The sequence below is a fragment of the Enterobacter cloacae complex sp. I3 genome, from assembly GCF_014896175.1.
Lineage (GTDB): Bacteria > Pseudomonadota > Gammaproteobacteria > Enterobacterales > Enterobacteriaceae > Enterobacter > Enterobacter bugandensis.
This window is the reverse complement of sequence record NZ_JADBQZ010000002.1, coordinates 87,626-105,933: the sequence shown is the minus strand read 5'-3', so window position 1 is coordinate 105,933 and position 18,308 is coordinate 87,626. Positions and strand designations below refer to the sequence as shown.

At 54.7% G+C, this 18,308-nt stretch carries 16 protein-coding genes; 5 read left to right on the top strand and 11 right to left on the bottom strand.

The features are described from left to right. Positions 1-12: 12 nt before the first annotated feature. The 3 genes from osmY to IM271_RS01770 form a co-directional block, all read right to left on the bottom strand. Positions 13-723, bottom strand: a complete 711-nt coding sequence (osmY, locus tag IM271_RS01780; RefSeq protein WP_193052081.1) for an osmoprotectant ABC transporter permease OsmY — start codon at positions 721-723, stop codon at positions 13-15. 277 nt (positions 724-1,000) lie between these two features. Then, complete coding sequence (locus tag IM271_RS01775; protein WP_193052080.1) at positions 1,001-1,738, bottom strand: YoaK family protein; 738 nt, start codon at positions 1,736-1,738, stop codon at positions 1,001-1,003. Between the two features lie 155 nt (positions 1,739-1,893). Further along, positions 1,894-2,517 carry a glutathione S-transferase family protein gene (locus IM271_RS01770; RefSeq protein WP_069732349.1) on the bottom strand — a complete coding sequence of 208 codons (624 nt, stop codon included), beginning with the start codon at positions 2,515-2,517 and terminating at the stop codon, positions 1,894-1,896. 251 nt (positions 2,518-2,768) lie between these two features. On the opposite strand from IM271_RS01770, the gene catA reads away from it, so the two are divergent. Further along, positions 2,769-3,434, top strand: a complete 666-nt coding sequence (gene catA, locus IM271_RS01765; RefSeq protein WP_048956348.1) for a type A chloramphenicol O-acetyltransferase — start codon at positions 2,769-2,771, stop codon at positions 3,432-3,434. 64 nt (positions 3,435-3,498) lie between these two features. Here catA and IM271_RS01760 read toward each other — a convergent pair whose 3' ends face one another. Beyond that, entirely contained in the window at positions 3,499-3,789 is a 291-nt protein-coding gene (locus IM271_RS01760) for a YebG family protein (RefSeq protein WP_028012989.1), read from the bottom strand. A gap of 69 nt (positions 3,790-3,858) precedes the next feature. Next, a complete protein-coding gene (locus IM271_RS01755) occupies positions 3,859-4,212 on the bottom strand; it encodes a helix-turn-helix domain-containing protein (protein ID WP_028012990.1) in 354 nt (117 codons plus the stop codon). A 333-nt stretch (positions 4,213-4,545) separates the two neighbouring features. Between IM271_RS01755 and IM271_RS01750 the strand changes: the two genes are divergently transcribed. Beyond that, positions 4,546-5,721: an efflux RND transporter periplasmic adaptor subunit gene (locus IM271_RS01750; RefSeq protein ID WP_193052079.1), complete on the top strand. Its 1,176-nt coding sequence runs from the start codon at positions 4,546-4,548 to the stop codon at positions 5,719-5,721. Between the two features lie 24 nt (positions 5,722-5,745). After that, positions 5,746-8,898 carry a multidrug efflux RND transporter permease subunit OqxB gene (oqxB, locus tag IM271_RS01745; RefSeq protein WP_028012992.1) on the top strand — a complete coding sequence of 1,051 codons (3,153 nt, stop codon included), beginning with the start codon at positions 5,746-5,748 and terminating at the stop codon, positions 8,896-8,898. A 59-nt stretch (positions 8,899-8,957) separates the two neighbouring features. Here the strand turns inward: oqxB and IM271_RS01740 are convergent, their stop codons facing one another. The 3 genes from IM271_RS01740 to IM271_RS01730 form a co-directional block, all read right to left on the bottom strand. Beyond that, positions 8,958-9,437 (bottom strand): Rrf2 family transcriptional regulator, encoded by a 480-nt coding sequence (locus tag IM271_RS01740; protein ID WP_028012993.1) that lies wholly within the window; start codon positions 9,435-9,437, stop codon positions 8,958-8,960. A 137-nt stretch (positions 9,438-9,574) separates the two neighbouring features. After that, entirely contained in the window at positions 9,575-10,963 is a 1,389-nt protein-coding gene (locus IM271_RS01735) for a HAMP domain-containing sensor histidine kinase (protein ID WP_193052078.1), read from the bottom strand. After that, on the bottom strand, positions 10,963-11,640 hold the full coding sequence (locus IM271_RS01730) for a response regulator (RefSeq protein ID WP_028012995.1): 678 nt from the start codon (positions 11,638-11,640) through the stop codon (positions 10,963-10,965). Before IM271_RS01730 ends, IM271_RS01735 begins: the two co-directional genes overlap by 1 nt. A gap of 203 nt (positions 11,641-11,843) precedes the next feature. On the opposite strand from IM271_RS01730, the gene IM271_RS01725 reads away from it, so the two are divergent. Both IM271_RS01725 and IM271_RS01720 read left to right on the top strand, forming a co-directional pair. Beyond that, positions 11,844-12,680 carry a MipA/OmpV family protein gene (locus tag IM271_RS01725; RefSeq protein WP_193052077.1) on the top strand — a complete coding sequence of 279 codons (837 nt, stop codon included), beginning with the start codon at positions 11,844-11,846 and terminating at the stop codon, positions 12,678-12,680. Between the two features lie 233 nt (positions 12,681-12,913). Beyond that, complete coding sequence (locus tag IM271_RS01720) at positions 12,914-14,644, top strand: SulP family inorganic anion transporter (RefSeq protein WP_193052076.1); 1,731 nt, start codon at positions 12,914-12,916, stop codon at positions 14,642-14,644. A gap of 35 nt (positions 14,645-14,679) precedes the next feature. Here IM271_RS01720 and dmsD read toward each other — a convergent pair whose 3' ends face one another. From dmsD to IM271_RS01705, 3 genes are all read right to left on the bottom strand, one after another. Further along, positions 14,680-15,294, bottom strand: coding sequence for a Tat proofreading chaperone DmsD (gene dmsD, locus IM271_RS01715; protein ID WP_028012998.1), 615 nt, complete (start codon positions 15,292-15,294; stop codon positions 14,680-14,682). 92 nt (positions 15,295-15,386) lie between these two features. After that, positions 15,387-17,825: a selenate/tellurate reductase subunit YnfE gene (gene ynfE / locus IM271_RS01710; RefSeq protein WP_193052075.1), complete on the bottom strand. Its 2,439-nt coding sequence runs from the start codon at positions 17,823-17,825 to the stop codon at positions 15,387-15,389. A gap of 131 nt (positions 17,826-17,956) precedes the next feature. Next, entirely contained in the window at positions 17,957-18,250 is a 294-nt protein-coding gene (locus IM271_RS01705; RefSeq protein WP_193052074.1) for a DUF1161 domain-containing protein, read from the bottom strand. Positions 18,251-18,308 lie beyond the last annotated feature (58 nt).

Below are 18,308 nucleotides of genomic sequence, written 5' to 3'. Positions count from 1 at the left end.
TCCTTGTTATTGTTATCGAGCGAGATGGGGACTCATCACGCGACCCAGCGCCGCCAGCAGGGTGTCGAGGATCAGGGCGAACAGGGCGGTGGCCGCCGCGCCGAGGATCAGGGTCGGGAAATCGTTCAGGTAAATGCCCGGGAAAATCAGCTCGCCGTAGCTGCTGGCGCCAATCAGAAACGCCAGCGGCGCGGTACCGACGTTAATGGCGGTAGCGATGCGGATCCCCGAGAGCATAACCGGCCAGGCGTTGGGCAGCTCAACCTGGCGCAGGCGCTGCCATTTGGTCATCCCAATCCCGTTTGCCGCTTCCAGCAGCGACGACGGGACGGAGCACAGCCCGGCGTAGGTATTGCGCACAATCGGCAGCAGCGAGGCGAGGAACAGGGCGATGATGGCGGGCGTATCGCCGATACCAATCACCACCATCGCCAGCGCCAGCACGGCCAGCGGCGGCAGGGTGTTGCCGACATTAAAGATTTGCATCACGTATTCGGCGACGCCCCGCGCGGCCGGACGGCTCAGCAGAATACCGGCCGGAATGCCCGCCAGCAGGGCAAAAAACATCGACGAGAAAACCAGAATCATGTGCTGTTGCCCGAGGTAGACCAGGTCAACCTGACGCGCCTTGATTGTCTCAAGCCCGATTCCCCAGACGAGGAGGGCGAGGACCACGAGAATGGCGCCGACAAATAGCAGCGAGCGTTTGAGTAATGGGTGCATTGCGGTGTGTCTCCCTGTGCGCATGCGTTATAGCAACCACCGGTTGCCTGTTGTTATGCCATGTTTCGGCAGGGGTAATTGACCTATAGCAAGCGTTTGGGAAGGGTTCCAGCGAAGGGGGGAAATCAGTAACCCTATGAAATTAGTGACAACCTTAATTAAAGCCTTATGGCGTAAGGGCTGGTTGCGTGCCGGGCAGAATAGTCCTAAAGCGAATTTTCAATAGTGACAGTGTCACATATTAAAGGGCGCCCTTACGCCGAGAGTCGTTCGTTATTTAGATAGAGGCACGAACCCGGCGAACGCGAACCGAGATGCTAATGATAGAAAAAATGGCAACAATCGCGAGCAGCAGCCCAAGCGCCAGCATGGCGTTAAACCCAATCCATCTGAACAACAGCAGCCCAGCAATCCCTCCGCTCATAAACGAGAAAATGGTGGTTAAGTGAGTTTTCAGCTGACTTTTTTGTGCCGCGGTATCCTTCGAGTAATCCCTGCGAAGCATCGCCACCAGCACGGAGGCCAGTGATATGCCTGCATCCGTTAGCGTGCCGGTAATGTGCGTCGATCTCACCCGCCCTCCGGAGAGCTGCGTGGAGGTTGAATTATGAATGCCCATCAGGCCGCACAGAAAAATAATAATCTCGCGGTTGCTCGTGAGGGCGTGGAAATACATCTCGTAGAGAGAGATGCCGGTCAATAGTACCCCCTCGACGAAAAGGATTTGGCAAAAAACCAGCCTGATATTGCGGATAATGCCCCAGAGTACTATAAGACGAGCAAGGATGGCGCCGGTGACAAAAGAGAGAATAATCGAGCCAAAGAAAATCATATCGCTCAGATCGGTGGAGGAGACTTCGCTGGATAATTGTGAGGTATTGCCGGTCATGTGAGAGGGGAAAAAGCCAAATGCCCCAAGGGCGATGGCGTTAAGCAAACCTGCCGAGGTCGCCAGCCAGAGGGCAAGCCGACGATCCTCCTTATGCGTTCGTTCTTTCTTGAGTCTAATCAGCAAGAATACCTCCGGGTTGAGCTTTGCCTGAATAGTCAGGCTAGCAAAGCGGTGCAACGGGCTGTCCAGGATATGGCTTAATTATTATTCCCTCTGACGCCAATCAGGGTTTAGTAATTAAATAAAATATCCTTGCTCAAGGTGTGGGCGTAAATAATTTATATCATGCCGTTATTGCCGTGACGCAAAAACGCCGGGCGCTGGTTGAGGCGCTCATACCAGGCCTCAATCGCCGGCACGTCGGGCTTGTCAAACGGCGTCATCTTCCAGCGATTCACCGACAGCCCAAGCACCACGTCCGCAAGGGTAAACGTCTCGCCCGCCGCAAAGGCCCCGGTGCGCTGCAGCTGGTTTTCCAGAATGGTGATGCAGTGGTTCCACTCTTTTATTCCCGCCGCAATGCGCGCAGGGTCGTTAAAGTCCGGGTTTTTTCGTCCCAGCGCCGGGAAGACATAGCGCCAGGCGTTATTGAATTCAGTTGCCTGCCAGTCCATCCAGCGCTCAACGTTGGCGCAGGCCTGCGGCTCTGCAGGCAGCAGATCGTGACGTCCGGCCTTGCGCGCCAGATAGCGGCAGATGGCGTTGGACTCCCACAGCACGAAATCGTCATCCATCAGCACCGGCACCATGGCATTGGGGTTCAGCGCGCGGAAGTCATCCGTTTCTGTTGAGGCAAAACCGCTGCCGTAGTCTTCCTGCAGGTAAGGGATGCCCGCTTCTTCACAGGTCCAGAGCACTTTACGAACGTTGATGGAGGTGGTTTTACCGAGGATGTTAATCATGACGCCGCTTCTCTTCAGGGGGATTAATCATTTAAAAACAATACACCCTTTGCGCGAAGAGGGAGGGATAATATTGAGTGAGGAGTGCTCTGTACGGGCATGTCAGCGCGTTTTAAGCGGAAACGTTACGTCTTCAGGGTGCGTAATGGCGGTTATTCCGCGCCGTTTTCTCCAGAGGCGCCTGCTTGCTTAATGCATGGAAAAAATTTAGGCTAACATCAGAGATATGCTTGCTCATTAAAGGCTTAGAAATGGAAAAAATAACCCCTGAATATACGTCCGTTGACTTATCTCGTTGGGCAAGGAAGGAACATTTTGAGATTTTTCAGGGGTTCGCTCAGTCGACGTTTAACCAGACGGTTTTAATCGATATTACTGCGCTGTTAAAACATATCAAAGCGGTCGGCTGGAAATTTTACCCAACTATTATTTTTCTCATTTCGAAAATCGTCAACAGTCATCCGGAGTTCCGTATGGCCATGAAAGACAATGAGCTTATTATATGGAATGAAGTTCATCCAAATTATACCATTTTCCATAATGAAACAGAGACCTTTTCATCATTATGGAGCCATTATGATGGCAATATTCAGCACTTCCAGAAGACCTACGCTGAAGACATTGCGCGCTACGGTAATAATTTTTCTTATTGGCCTAAAGAAGAATCCCGGGAAAATATTTTTTTCATATCGGGTATTCCCTGGGTGAGTTTTACCAGCTTTAACGTCAACGTTGCGCACATGAAGAACTTTTTTGCCCCTATGTTTACGCTTGGAAAATACTATGAACAAGATGGCAAAGTATTATTGCCCCTTGCCGTTCAGGTTCATCATTCCGTGTGCGATGGTTTCCATGTGGCAAGACTGTACAATGAACTACAAGAGATGATTGATGCCTTGCCGCAATCCGGCGCGTGACGTTAATAAAAAAGCCGCAAGCAGCATGCTGCTTGCGGCGTCAGGCTCGGTGACGATGTGGCAATCAGGCAGCTTTTACCGCTCTGATTTTTTTACTGTCAGCCGCAGGGGCATCGAGAGCAGGGAGCTTGCTGGTGCGCAGAATATGCTGCACGGTCTCTTTCTGCTCGGCGAGATACAGACCAAGATTTTCAGCCTGCGTTTCATCCATCTGCATTCCGCTTTGCAACAGCCAGTCGGTGAACGCGTCTGCCATATCGAGCAGCTTGTCGTGAGCGTCAGCCTCTTTCTTACTGGCAAATGTCATTTTCTCTTCACCTTTTCTTACGACAACATATTTTATTTCAACAGCCATCACGCACCTCTCATACTGTATTTATATACAGTATAACAGCTTCGGGATGATGTTGCAGTAAAAAGTGAGCTACTGGTGCATCGGCTGCGTTTCACGGCCGCCGATACTGCGTCGCCATGCGCCAGGTGCCTGACCGAATTGGCGCTTAAAGCTGCGGTTGAACGACTGCTGAGAGTCAAACCCGAGCGCGATTGCCACGTTCAGGATGGGTTCATCGCTGTGGGCTAAGCGCTCAACCGATTTTTGCAGCTTTTGCGCGCGAATATAGCCGGCGAGGGGATAGCCCGTGTGCTCTTTAAACAGGCGCTGGAGGTGCCATTTCGAGTAGCCGGAGCGCCTGGAGACGGTCTCAATGTCCAGGCGACTGTCGAGGTTGTTATCAATCCAGTCGAGTAAATCATGCATAAATGCGCCAGTGTTCATCAGGTTTCCCCCACGCAGCGATAGAAAGGTATCTTTATCTGTTGCATTTTAAGGTGGCCTGGTTTCTCGATAATTGCAAGTTTTATTGTTGCATTTAAATCCTTGCCCGAAACGGGCCTTTTAACGCCGCCTCAAATAGCACATAAAGTGCAACAATTATTCTTGCACTTAGTTAGGCGCATTCCTACAATCGCCGCGATAGTGTATTCGAAACTGTTACAGTTTTGTGGCGATGAACGACACAAATGGCCTTAAGCCAGCCCGGACAAAGGAAGTGGCGCGGCACCTCCCGCTGCGTCTTGCCCGGCGGCTACAATTACCGGAATAAAAATAATGAGCCTGCAAAAAACCTGGGGAAACTATCATCTGAATGCGCTGGGAGCGATGATGCTCTCCGTGCTGCTCGTCGGATGTGATGACAGCGTCGCGCAAAACGCCGCGCCGCCCGCGCCCGCCGTTAATGCTGCAGACGTGGTTGTGAAATCCATTAGCCAGTGGGATAGCTTTAACGGCCGGATTGAAGCCGTGGAAAGCGTGCAGCTTCGTCCCCGTGTCTCTGGCTACATCGACAAAGTGAATTTCACCGACGGCCAGGAGGTGAGAAAGGGCGAGGTGCTGTTCACGATTGATGACCGAACCTATCGCGCCGCCCTGGAGCAGGCGCAGGCGACGCTGGAGAGAGCCAAAACGCAGGCCAGCCTGGCGCGAAGCGAGGCTAACCGTACCGATAAACTCATTAATACCAACCTGGTATCCCGTGAAGAGTGGGAGCAGCGCCGTTCGGCCGCCATTCAGGCGCAGGCCGATATTCGCGCAGCCCAGGCTGCGGTAGACGCCGCGCAGCTGAATCTCGACTTCACCAAAGTGACGGCTCCTATTGATGGCCGCGCCAGCCGGGCGTTAATCACCAGCGGCAATCTGGTCTCCGCGGGCGACAGCGCCAGCGTGCTCACCACCCTGGTCTCGCAGAAGACGGTTTACGTCTACTTTGACGTGGATGAGTCAACCTATCTTCACTATCAAAATCTCGCCCGCAACGGGCAGGGGGCGTCCAGCCACCATACGGCGCTACCGGTTGAGATCGGCCTTGCCGGCGAGGAGGGCTACCCCCATCAGGGTAAAGTGGATTTCCTTGATAATCAGCTCACGCCGAGTACCGGTACGATCCGCATGCGCGCGCTGCTGGATAACGCGCAGCGTCAGTTCACGCCGGGACTCTTTGCCCGCGTGCGCCTGCCGGGCAGCGCGGAATTCCAGGCCATGCTTATTGACGACAAAGCGGTACTGACTGACCAGGATCGCAAGTATGTCTATATCGTGGATAAAGAGGGTAAAGCGCAGCGTCGCGATATTACGCCGGGGCGTCTGGCCGACGGTTTACGCATCGTGCAGCAGGGGCTGAAACCTGGCGATAAGGTCATCGTTGACGGTCTACAGAAAGTGTTCATGCCGGGTATGCCGGTGAACGCGAAAACCGTCGCCATGACCACCAGCACCGCCCTCAACTGATCACTTGACCTGAGAATCCTTCCCATGGACTTTTCCCGCTTTTTCATCGACAGGCCGATTTTCGCTGCCGTACTGTCGATTCTGATTTTTATCACAGGATTAATCGCCATCCCGCTTCTGCCGGTGAGTGAATATCCTGACGTCGTACCGCCAAGCGTACAGGTGCGCGCGGAGTATCCGGGCGCCAACCCGAAAGTGATTGCCGAGACCGTGGCGACGCCGCTGGAAGAGGCGATCAACGGCGTCGAGAACATGATGTACATGAAATCCGTTGCCGGCTCGGACGGCGTGCTGGTTACTACCGTCACGTTCCGTCCGGGTACCGATCCGGATCAGGCGCAGGTGCAGGTGCAAAACCGCGTAGCGCAGGCCGAGGCGCGTCTGCCGGAAGACGTGCGGCGCCTGGGCATCACGACGCAGAAGCAGTCGCCAACGCTGACGCTAGTGGTGCATCTGTTCTCGCCCAACGGTAAGTACGATTCACTGTATATGCGCAACTACGCCACGCTGAAGGTGAAGGACGAGCTGGCGCGTCTGCCCGGCGTCGGCCAGATTCAGATTTTCGGCTCCGGTGAATACGCCATGCGCATCTGGCTGGATCCGAACAAGGTCGCGGCCCGCGGGCTGACCGCCTCGGACGTGGTCACGGCAATGCAGGAGCAGAACGTGCAGGTCTCCGCGGGCCAGCTTGGCGCCGAGCCGCTGCCGAAAGAGAGCGATTTCCTGATCTCCATTAACGCCCAGGGTCGTCTGCATACCGAAGAAGAGTTTGGCAACATTGTCCTGAAAACGTCGGAGGACGGTTCGGTCGTGCGCCTGCGTGACGTGGCGCGGATTGAAATGGGTTCCGGCAGCTATGCGCTGCGTTCCCAGCTTAACAATAAAGACGCGGTCGGGATTGGTATCTTCCAGTCACCGGGGGCGAACGCCATCGATTTGTCTAACGCGGTGCGTGCCAAAATGGACGAGCTGTCCACCCGTTTCCCGGAAGATATGAAGTGGGCGGCACCTTACGATCCGACGGTTTTCGTGCGCGACTCCATCCGTGCGGTGGTGCAAACCCTGCTGGAAGCGGTGGTGCTGGTTGTACTGGTGGTGATCCTGTTCCTGCAAACCTGGCGCGCGTCGATCATTCCGCTGATCGCGGTGCCGGTGTCGGTGGTGGGGACGTTCAGCATTCTCTATCTGCTGGGCTTTTCGCTTAACACCCTGAGTTTATTCGGGCTGGTACTGGCGATTGGTATCGTGGTGGACGATGCCATCGTGGTGGTGGAAAACGTCGAGCGAAACATTGAAGAGGGGCTTGCGCCGCTTGCGGCGGCGCATCAGGCGATGCGTGAAGTCTCCGGGCCCATTATCGCAATTGCGCTGGTGTTGTGCGCGGTGTTCGTGCCGATGGCGTTCCTCTCCGGCGTAACCGGTCAGTTCTACAAGCAGTTTGCGGTGACGATAGCGATTTCCACGGTGATCTCCGCCATTAACTCGCTAACGCTCTCTCCGGCGCTGGCCGCGCTGCTGTTAAAACCGCACGGCGCGCCGAAAGACTTCCCGACCCGGCTTATCGATCGCCTGTTCGGCTGGATTTTCCGTCCGTTTAACCGCTTTTTCCATCGTAGCTCTAACGGCTATCAGGGGCTGGTGGGCAAAACGCTTGGCCGACGCGGCGCGGTGTTTGTGGTGTATCTGCTGCTGCTGTGTGCCGCGGGCGTCATGTTTAAAGCGGTACCCGGCGGGTTTATTCCGACACAGGATAAGCTCTACCTGATTGGCGGCGTGAAGATGCCGGAAGGCTCGTCGCTGGCGCGCACCGACGCGGTGATCCGCAAAATGAGCGAAATCGGCATGAATACCGAAGGCGTGGACTACGCGGTGGCTTTCCCGGGGCTGAACGCGCTGCAGTTTACCAACACGCCGAATACCGGGACGGTGTTTTTTGGCCTGAAGCCGTTTGACCAGCGCAAGCACTCTGCGGCGGAAATTAACGCGGAGATCAACGCGAAAATCGCGCAAATCCAGCAGGGCTTTGGTTTCTCCATTCTGCCGCCGCCGATTCTGGGGCTGGGTCAGGGGTCTGGCTACTCGCTGTATATTCAGGATCGCGCGGGTCTGGGCTATGGCGCGCTGCAAAACGCGGTGAACACCATGTCCGGTGCGATTATGCAGACGCCGGGAATGCACTTCCCGATCTCAACCTATCAGGCTAACGTTCCGCAGCTGGACGTGCAGGTTGACCGCGATAAGGCGAAAGCGCAGGGCGTGTCGCTGACCGATCTGTTCGGTACGCTGCAAACCTATCTGGGCTCGTCGTACGTGAACGACTTCAACCAGTTCGGGCGCACCTGGCGCGTGATGGCGCAGGCAGACGGGCAGTTCCGCGACAGCGTGGAAGATATTGCGAATTTACGCACCCGGAATAGCCAGGGCGAAATGGTGCCGATTGGCAGTATGGTGAAAATCACGACCACCTACGGACCGGATCCGGTGATCCGCTATAATGGCTACCCGGCGGCGGATCTGATTGGCGATGCCGACCCGCGCGTACTCTCGTCCGCGCAGGCGATGACGCAGCTGGACGCGATGTCTAAGCAGATCCTGCCGAATGGAATGAACATTGAATGGACGGATCTGAGCTTCCAGCAGGCCACGCAGGGCAATACGGCGCTGATCGTCTTCCCGGTCGCGGTACTGCTGGCGTTCCTGGTGCTGGCGGCGCTGTATGAAAGCTGGACGCTGCCGCTGGCGGTGATCCTCATCGTTCCGATGACCATGCTTTCCGCGCTGTTTGGCGTCTGGCTGACCGGGGGCGATAACAACGTCTTCGTGCAGGTGGGGCTGGTGGTGCTGATGGGACTGGCCTGTAAAAACGCGATTCTTATCGTGGAGTTTGCCCGCGAGCTGGAAATTCAGGGTAAAGGCATCATGGAAGCAGCGCTGGAAGCGTGCCGCCTGCGTTTACGTCCGATTGTGATGACATCCATCGCCTTTATCGCCGGGACCATTCCGCTGATCCTCGGTCACGGCGCGGGCGCAGAAGTGCGCGGCGTCACCGGGATTACGGTCTTCTCCGGGATGCTGGGCGTGACGCTGTTTGGTCTGTTCCTGACGCCGGTCTTTTACGTGACGCTGCGTAAGTTCGTGACGCGCGGCAAAGTGGAAAGAGAGGTTCTGCCTGCGTAGGGATATCGCAGATAACAAAAAACCGCACTCACTATGAGGGCGGTTTTTTTTTGCGTAAATTACTGGGCTTTTTTGTACTGGGCAATCAGTTCAGGTAAAGGATCGCACCCGCTGGTATCGGCTTTTTTGACCTCGTCCAGCGCGCTTGCCACGGTGTGGCGCGCTAATACCGCGAGCGAAGCCTGCTCTGCTTCTTCGGAAATAGATTTGAAGTACCAGCAGGCGTTCGCGCTGACCACGCAGCGGGCCGGCACGTCCGGGCGCGACGCCCAGAGTTTTTTATCTTCGGTAACTGAAAGGTAGATATCGCGCAGGGTAATCTCTTCCGGCGGACGTCCAAGATGAATTGAGCCGTTGCGGCCAAGCGTTGAGACGATAATGCCGTCACGCGTGAGTGGAACCATCAATTTGCGGATAAAGCTCGGGTTGGCTTCCAGGCCGTAGGCCAGAATCGCACTCGTCGAACGTTCACCTAGTTGCTCCGCCATCGCTACGCTGAGAACCATCTGCAAAGCTGTCGGGAAGCGGTAATCTAACATTTCTCTTTCCTGGGTTGCGGTGAATCTTGTTCTTTTTGGCACCGCAGAGGTGAATAAGCAATAAACAACAATATAACAAATACGGTAATTTTTTTGAAGCAATCTGCGGCATTTGCGATCAAACACCCTGTTCTGGTTTAGCTATACGTGCGGTTCGGGAAGTCAACCGTCACCAGGAGGCCACCTTTTGCGGAAGTACTCAGGTTTACGCTGCTGCCGTGCTGCTGTGCAACGGCTTTGACAATGGCAAGCCCCAGTCCGCTCCCGCTTTGCAGCTGATTGGGATCGCGGAAAAACCGGTCGAATACGCGCTCGCGCAATTCAACCGGGATACCCGGCCCCCGATCGGAGACGCGTAGCTGGGCTGAATTATCTGCTGAGCGTACCTCTACCTGAATCCGCCCGCCCTCAGGACTGTACTTCACGGCGTTTTCAATGAGATTGTCTATAAGCGACATCAGACGCTCCCTGACGCCAGCGATCCAAATCTCATCCTCAGCGAAGAATTCCAGCTCAATCTTGCGCCCGGACGCTAGCGGCTCCAGCGCAGCCATCCGCTCTTGTATGAGCGAGGTTAGCGGCACGGGCTCCATCGCGGTGTCAATGCGCGCTTCACTGTGCATCATCAGCAGCAGCTGGTTGACAAGACGGGCCGCCCGGCTATTGCTGCGCACAATCCCTGCAAGCAGCTGCCGCTGGCTCTCGCTGCTCACCCAGGACTGCAGCGCCTCCACGTTGATGCGCATCGCGGCCAGCGGCGTACGCAGCTCGTGCGCGGCGTCCGCAATGAATACCCGTTCGCGTTCCGCGCTTTCCCGCACTCTGGCAAGAAAGTCATTAATCGCGTCCACCATCTGGCGGAGTTCCTTATGCCCGGGAACGGCCTTTAAAGGGGAGAGATCGTCAGGCGAACGTAATGAAATCTCATTAACCACCTTGCTCCAGGGGCGCATCGCAATGCGGATTGACAGCCACGCAGGAAACAGAAGAAAAGGAATGCATACCAGCAGCGGCATAATGTAGTAGCCCCGCGAGTTCAGGTAGATAAAGAAGTTCCAGCTTCCGGCAGGGGTGAAAAGGGTAACCTCCACGTTGGAGTGGGGGGATTTAAGCGTGCGGCTCGTCCAGGCGTGACCTTCACTCTGAACGCGCTGCATTTCGCCCAGTCTGGTGTTTTTTACCCCCGTAGGTGCACCATCAGAAGAGAAAATAACCGCGTTGTTTTTGCGAACGATCAGGTTAATCGACAGCTCCGGATCTTCACCGCCGCCATAGCCTTCCCGCAACGCTTTGCTGAATGCTTCCAGAACATCATTACGATCCTGCGGGCGCTCGTCACTGAGATCAACCAGAGTAAAAATGGTTTCGTAAGTCTTACTTCCCGTGAGTATCGGAGGGCTACGCAGGTCTTCCAATAAAATAAAGGTTAAAAAAAGACACCACAGCAGGGTAAGCAGCAGCATCTGGGCGATGATAATTCGCCGTACCAGCGTTGGGCGCCTCAGTTGGTGCCAGACATTTCGCATTAATCTGTCACCTTCTGGATAGCGACGGTATCAATGACATACCCGACGCCCCGCACCGTTCGTACATAGCCGTCACCAATTTTTCGCCGCAAATTCCCCATATGCACGTCGAGCGCATTGCTGAGATTTTCCTTCGCGCCAAATATCCTCTCTTCCAGGAACCGCCGCGTGATCACCCGGTCAGCGCGCAGCATCAACGTTTCAAGCAGCGCATATTCACTGGCCGTCAACTCAACGTGACGCGCGTTCACCGTTACGCGACGCGTCGGAATATGAAGCGATAAGCTCCTGATTTCTATCGCTTCATTTTCAAAACCGTAGCTGCGTCGCGCAAGGGCTCTGACTCGCGCCAGCAGTTCGGCGAGAACGAAGGGTTTGACAAGATAGTCGTCTGCGCCAGCATCCAGCCCGCACAGGCGATCCTGCAGGGTGCCTCGCGCCGTCAGGATAATGACGGGGATCCCCTTAAGCTGCTGGCGCAAACGCGTCATCAGGCTCATGCCGTCGCCGTCGGGCAGCCCCAGGTCGAGCAGAATAAGTTCCGGCACGCCGACCTCAAGCTGATGCAGCGCATCCTCTTTACGGCGAACCCATATGACATCAAACCCTTGATCTGAAAGGGCGATACGTACGCCATTGCCGAGATCCAGGTCGTCTTCGATTAGTAAGATTTTCACATTGGTAACTGTATCAACAGTGAATGAAGAACAACTTAAGAAAAAAACGGTAGCAGGAAATCCGTCCGGTTGACAGCGCCCGCACGCGCTTCAGCGTTTCTTCATTTTCGGCTCATAAGAACCTCAGGGTGAGTATTCAGAATGAGTGCTCTGGCGTGTAAACCGCTTGCATTGCAATCATTTGAATCCAAAGGACTTCTTCAATGAGTAACATCGAACTGCGTCATACTTTCCCCTATTTACTTCCGAGCCGCAGACTGAAAAACATCGTGCCGGGCGTTATTCTGGCGTTACTGGCTACCCCGGTACTGGCGGCAGAGCAGAAACAGGGCAATGTCTTAACCCTGGGGGGAGGCGTGGACGTCGCGCCACGCTACTCGGGTTCGGATAAAAGCCGGGTCTCGGCAGCTCAGGTAATAGATTATTCCATGGCAAATGGTTTCTTTATCAGCACCACGCGGGGTATCGGTTACGGAAACAACATTGGCAACCTGGATTACAACGCCGCACTGAGCTACCGAACAGGCCGTAAAGATAAAGACGTGAGCAGTGATTCGATCAGCTCCGGCAGCGACTACCTGCGGGGGATGGGCGATATCAAAGGTTCCGCTATCGTGGTGCCGGGGCTGGGGTATAAGGTGACCGACTGGCTCAATCTGCAGCTGCAGGCTGAGATCCCGGTTTCTGAGAGAGACAACGGTGAGGCGGTGCATTTCGGCATTTCCAGCCCGCTCTACACATCGTCGAAAAATGCGGTGACGCTGGGGCTGACGGGCAGCTGGGGTTCCGGCAAGTACATGCAAACGTACTATGGGGTTAATGCTGCCCAGTCCGCCGCATCGGGATTTGCCCGACATGACGCCGGAGCGGGAATTTACGCCTGGTCGATGAACCTTGACTGGACCTACAGGCTCACCTCGCGCTGGAGCGTTCTCACCTCCGCGGGCGTAACGCAGCTGACGGGGGATGCGGGTGATAGCCCGATCGTGCAACGTAAAACGTCGCCAACGGGAAGCCTGAAGGTGACGTACAGTTTCTGATTGCGGGTTGCTTATAGATATGAGCGCGCAATAGCGACGAATTTGAGCCGCCCCGGAAAGATGATGGGGCGGTAGTTTTTAAATGATGTTTAACAGCAGTCAGAATAATGAGTTGACTGACGTTTTATTAAGAACTGAGAGGCATCGACCTGACTCCGGAGCATTTGGAAACCAGAACCTCACTGAGAAGTGTGCCAATATGACGTGGCTATCATCCCTGTCCGGAGAATAAAGTGCTCGGAAAATTATTGTTAAAGTACATGCCAGGGTTACAAAATTTGTTAGCCTACGATAAAAGCTGGCTAAAACATGATGTTAAAGCTGGATTATCCGTTGCGGCTGTAGCGCTACCCGTTGCTATTGCTTATGCTGAATTGGCAGGTGTTGGGGCAATTGTGGGGCTCTATTCCTGCGTTTTACCGATGATAGCTTATGCACTGTTTGGTTCTTCACGTCAGCTTATTGTTGGCCCTGATGCAACGACCTGCGCCGTGATTGCAGCCGTCGTGTTTCCTCTTTCTGCAGGCAATCCTGAACTGCACTGGCAACTGACGATCGTCATGACGTTGATGATGGGCGGGTGGTGCCTGCTTGCCAGTAAATTTCACCTGGGTGCACTTGCCGATCTCCTTTCTCATCCCATTCTTACAGGGTTGCTTAATGGCGTAGCCGTGACGATTATTGTCGGGCAATTAGGCAAGGTTTTGGGGATCAAGCTCGATGAAGCGCAGGTTATTGAGAAAATACTGGCCTTGCCAGGCCAACTTTTAGACAGCCATGTATTAACAATAGGGATATCACTTTTAACGTTAATTATTTTAATGGTTATCAAAACGTATCGCAGCAACTGGCCAGCACCTCTGATTGCCATTGTGATAACAACGATACTGGTATGGGGAACATCTGCGCAACAGTATGGTATTGCCACGATTGGGGGGGATGGCTTCCAGCCTGGTTTACCCGTCGTTAACTGGGGTGCGTTCCAGCCCGGTCCGATGCGAGAATTAGTGATCCCGGCGCTGAACCTGGCTTTAGTGAGTTTTGTCAGTCTGATGCTGACCGCTCGCAGTTTCGCCGCGAAAAATGGCTATGAAATTAATGCTGATGCAGAGTTCCGGGCACTGGGTATTGCGAACATTATGTCTGGGCTATCTCAGGGATTTGCCATCAGTGGAGCCGATTCCCGGACCGCGGTTAATGATTCCGTTGGGGGGAAAAGTCAGCTGGTTTCCATAGTCGCAGCCTTACTGATAGGTTTAGTGGTGGTATTTTTCACGCAGCCATTACAATTTATTCCGGTATCTGCATTAGGTATTGTTCTAATGTATGCATCGTGGTCATTAATTGATTTACGTGGGTTATGGAACCTGAGGCGAAGAAATAAACAGGCATTTCGCCTGGCCTTCTTCACGTTTGGCTGTGTTTTAATCATCGGTGTAATTCAGGGGATCGGCCTTGCGGTGTTGCTTGGCCTGTTACAGTTCCTGCGTACGGTATTTCGTCCCTCTGAGCACTTACTGGGGACTGACGAAAATGGAATGATCCACTCATTAGGGAATACAACCGATATTAAAATGGTCCCGGGCGTGCTGATGTATCGATTTAACTCACCGTTGACCTATTTTAATGTGGCTTATTTTAAACGTCGGGTATTGAACCTGGTTGATGGTGCAGCATTACAACCTAAATGGGTGGTTATTGATGCCGTGGCTTGCTTCACCTATTCAGATATCAGTGTCCTGGCAACCATTAATGAGTTAAAGCGTGACCTGAAAGCCCGACAGATTATGTTAATCCTTGCGGGCAGGAAAACGGAATTAACACGTTGGTTTAAAGAAAGTAGGCCAACGATGAATGATGATGACATGATTCTGGCGCCAGACCTCTATTTGGCACTCCGGTTCATTCAAAGCAAAGAGAGTGTGAGTGAATCAGGTGGTGATGCACAACCAAACCCTGGTTAAAGGCTTGCTCGCCACCCGCGAGCAAGCCATATCCCTTAGCGATACAACGTCTTTTCCGCAACCGGAACAACCAACGCCGATCGCCAGTCCGCCAGCGTCAGCTGCGCAAGCCTGCCGAGCGCGATATAGAACGGATGCCCGGCGTTGTCGACAAACACCGACAGAAAGCGAGTGCTCCACGGCAGCAGATGCCACGCCAGAAGCCGATCGCACTCCGACTCGCGGCCATTCTCGGCCAGCCATGCCGCCAGCAGCAGCAGGGTGCCGAAATGATCTTCCGGTTCATTTTGCTGCATCTGAAACGCGATATTGTTTTCCCGCATCCACTGGCGCAGCGCGAGGGTTGAATCGCCAAACAGCACGGATTCACGGTCCAGCCAGACGGAACCCCACGGCGGAGCGGGCAGGGCATAAGGACCAATAAACAGCCGTTGCCAGGCATCCGTCAGCGGCTCATCGGAAGATGAAGCAAAGGTTTCGGCAACGGGCAGCAGCGTTTCCGGCGGCAGGGGCCAGTCCTCTATCCATTCGCCAGCGGTAAGTGCCTGCACCAGCGGGGCTGTCTGCTCGCTGTCTGGGGCGAAGTAAAACAGCGCGCCCAGTACGCGCGCGCTGAACGCGAACGAGTCACGGTGTGAGACGTCTTTCATTAAACCTTCCTTGCTCGCGCGGTTATGTCCGCGCGAAGTGATTAACCATTAATACAGACCAAAGCATAAACCAGGGTCATAGAATTCACCTTTTACACCTTCTCAATCTGCACCAGATTGGTGTGCTGCGGGTTGCCTTTTGCCAGCGGTGACGGGCGGTGCGTGGTCAGGGTGTTGATACACGAGCCGTGGTCGATACGATCGCCATTCATATTGGCATCGTGCCAGGCTCCCTGGCCCATGGCGCTTACGCCTGGCATGATGCGCGGCGTGACTTTGGCTTCTATTCTCACCTCACCGCGATCGTTAAAGACGCGCACCGTATCGCCGCTTTTAATGCTACGTTTCGCGGCATCAACGGGATTCAGCCAGACCTCCTGGCGGCAGGCCGCTTGCAGCACGTCGACGTTACCGTAGCTCGAGTGGGTGCGGGCTTTAAAATGGAAGCCAAACAGCTGCAGCGGGAACTGCGCGCGCTCGGGCGCATCCCAGCCGTCAAAGGTGGATGCATAGACGGGCAGCGGGCTGATGGTCTCATCTTTTGCCAGCTCCCAGGTCGCCGCAATATCCGCCAGCTTGCTGGAATAAATTTCAATCTTGCCTGAGGGCGTTTTAAGCGGGTTGGCTTCCGGGTTCTCGCGGAATTTTTTATAGGCCACAAAGTGTCCGTTCGGATCTTTGCGCTTATAGATGCCCATTTTTTTCAGCTCGTCATAGGACGGCAGCGTGGGATCTTTAGCGAGCATTTTGGCATACAGATACTGCAGCCACTCTTCCTGCGTTCGCCCTTCGGTAAATTTCTGATAGATATCCGGTCCGAGGCGTTTCGCCACTTCGCTCATGATCCAGTAGATAGGCTTGCGCTCAAACTTCGGCGCGGTCACGGGCTGGAGAAAAATCAGGTAACCCATGTTCCCGGCGTAATCGTTAGGGATAATGTCTTCCTGCTCGACGGTCATTAAATCTGGCAGCAGGATATCGGCGTATTTCGCCGATGAGGTCATAAAGTTGTCGATCACCACGATGGTTTCGCACTTGCTTTCGTCCTGCAGAATATCGTGGGTTTTATTGATATCGGAGTGCTGGTTAATAATGGTGTTGCCCGCGTAGTTCCAGATGAACTTAATTGGCACGTCCAGCTTATCTTTACCGCGCACCCCGTCGCGCAGAGCGGTCATTTCCGGGCCACGGGCGATGGCGTCCGTCCAGCTGAAGCAGGAAATTTGCGTTTTGACCGGGTTTTCCGGCAGCGGCATACGTTCGATAGTGATGGTGTAGGTCGACTCACGGGCGCCGCTGTTGCCGCCGTTGATCCCCACGTTGCCGGTCAGAATCGGCAGCATCGCGATGGCGCGGGAGGTCAGTTCACCGTTCGCCTGACGCTGTGGTCCCCAGCCTTGGCAGATATAGGCCGGCTTCGCGGATCCAATCTCGCGGGCCAGTTTAATGATGCGGTCTGCAGGAATGCCGGTGATGCGCGAGGCCCACTCCGGCGTTTTCGCCGTGTTGTCCTCACCCTGGCCGAGAATATACGCTTTATAGTGACCATTCGCGGGGGCACCTTCCGGCAGCGTTTTTTCGTCGTAGCCAACGCAGTATTTGTCCAGGAACGGCTGGTCCACCAGGTTTTCGTCGATCAATACCCAGGCAATCCCCGCCACCAGGGCGGCATCGGTACCCGGACGGATCGGGATCCACTCGTCTTCGCGTCCGGCTGCCGTATCGGTATAGCGCGGGTCGATGACAATCATGCGTGCGTTAGAACGCTCGCGGGCCTGCTCCAGATAGTAAGTAATCCCGCCGCCGCTCATGCGCGTTTCCGCCGGGTTATTGCCGAACATCACCACCAGTTTGGTATTTTCGATATCCGAGGTGCTGTTGCCGTCGTTGCTGCCGTAGGTATAAGGCATCGCGCAGGCGATTTGCGCCGTGCTGTAGGTGCCGTAGTGGCTCAGGAAACCGCCGTAGCAGTTCATCAGGCGCGCCACCAGCGAAGCGTAAGGGGAGGAGCGGGTGATATTGCCGCCGACAATCCCGGAGGAGTAATTAATATACACCGCTTCGTTGCCGTACTTGCTGACCACGTCTTTCAGGCTGGCGGTGATGGCGTTCAGCGCTTCGTCCCAGCTGATGCGCTCGAACTTGCCTTCACCCCGCTTACCCACGCGTTTCATCGGGTAGTTCAGACGGTCAGGGTGGTTGATGCGGCGGCGAATAGAGCGCCCGCGCAGGCAGGCCCGGACCTGGTGATTGCCGTAGATATCCTCACCGGTGTTATCCGTTTCGACCCAGTACACTTCGTCATCGCGGACGTGCAGACGCAGCGCACAGCGGCTACCGCAGTTGACCGAACAGGCGCCCCAGACCACTTTATCTTCTGCCGGTTTCATTGCATTTTGTACCGCGGCTGCGGCGCTTTTCAGTCCAAAAGGCAACGAAATTCCGCCAGCGGCAAGCGCCAGAGAACCTATCGCCGTAGATTTCACGAGTGTTCGACGGCTAATCCCGCCGTGATGTTCGATATCGGACATGGCTCACCCCACCATTGTGATTACATATTATTTTTCCCGAAACGATAACCGGGCTAATGATGGGGTGAGTGTTACTTATTTGGAGGTATTAAATATTAATCCTTGTCAAATCAAAGGGGATTGACGGTGATTTACTGAGGTTCAGCCGGTGCATTATCCTGATTGCCGGTCGCCGCCCCGCTGCCCGTACGGGTGTACAAAATTTTAAAGGTGTCGTTGGCACAGTGGCCCACCACCTGAGCGTCCGGCTGGTCAGCCTGATCGTTCGGCACAATGTTCAGCGTAAAACCTGACTCCGGCACGCCGTTGTTGATGATCTTCTGCTGAATGTCGCTTTTCACGCGCTCGCAGGAGTCCGGTGCCGCCAGCGCGGCCGTTGAGGCACTCATTAACAGCAGGGCGGTAATCCAGGGTAACCGTTTCATCTGTAGCTCCTTTTCTCTGTGTAGAGATTAATTTTAGCAGGCTTCGTGTAAACAACTG

Excerpts from the sequence above, each read along its gene's own strand:
- IM271_RS01755 (WP_028012990.1), bottom strand. The coding sequence starts at position 4,212 with ATGAACACTGGCGCATTTATGCATGATTTACTCGACTGGATTGATAAC.
- ynfE (WP_193052075.1), bottom strand. The coding sequence starts at position 17,825 with ATGTCCGATATCGAACATCACGGCGGGATTAGCCGTCGAACACTCGTG.
- IM271_RS01770 (WP_069732349.1), bottom strand. The coding sequence starts at position 2,517 with ATGATTAACATCCTCGGTAAAACCACCTCCATCAACGTTCGTAAAGTG.
- IM271_RS01740 (WP_028012993.1), bottom strand. The coding sequence starts at position 9,437 with ATGTTAGATTACCGCTTCCCGACAGCTTTGCAGATGGTTCTCAGCGTA.
- catA (WP_048956348.1), top strand. The coding sequence starts at position 2,769 with ATGGAAAAAATAACCCCTGAATATACGTCCGTTGACTTATCTCGTTGG.
- oqxB (WP_028012992.1), top strand. The coding sequence starts at position 5,746 with ATGGACTTTTCCCGCTTTTTCATCGACAGGCCGATTTTCGCTGCCGTA.
- IM271_RS01750 (WP_193052079.1), top strand. The coding sequence starts at position 4,546 with ATGAGCCTGCAAAAAACCTGGGGAAACTATCATCTGAATGCGCTGGGA.
- IM271_RS01760 (WP_028012989.1), bottom strand. The coding sequence starts at position 3,789 with ATGGCTGTTGAAATAAAATATGTTGTCGTAAGAAAAGGTGAAGAGAAA.
- IM271_RS01705 (WP_193052074.1), bottom strand. The coding sequence starts at position 18,250 with ATGAAACGGTTACCCTGGATTACCGCCCTGCTGTTAATGAGTGCCTCA.
- IM271_RS01725 (WP_193052077.1), top strand. The coding sequence starts at position 11,844 with ATGAGTAACATCGAACTGCGTCATACTTTCCCCTATTTACTTCCGAGC.
- dmsD (WP_028012998.1), bottom strand. The coding sequence starts at position 15,294 with ATGAAAGACGTCTCACACCGTGACTCGTTCGCGTTCAGCGCGCGCGTA.
- IM271_RS01735 (WP_193052078.1), bottom strand. The coding sequence starts at position 10,963 with ATGCGAAATGTCTGGCACCAACTGAGGCGCCCAACGCTGGTACGGCGA.
- osmY (WP_193052081.1), bottom strand. The coding sequence starts at position 723 with ATGCACCCATTACTCAAACGCTCGCTGCTATTTGTCGGCGCCATTCTC.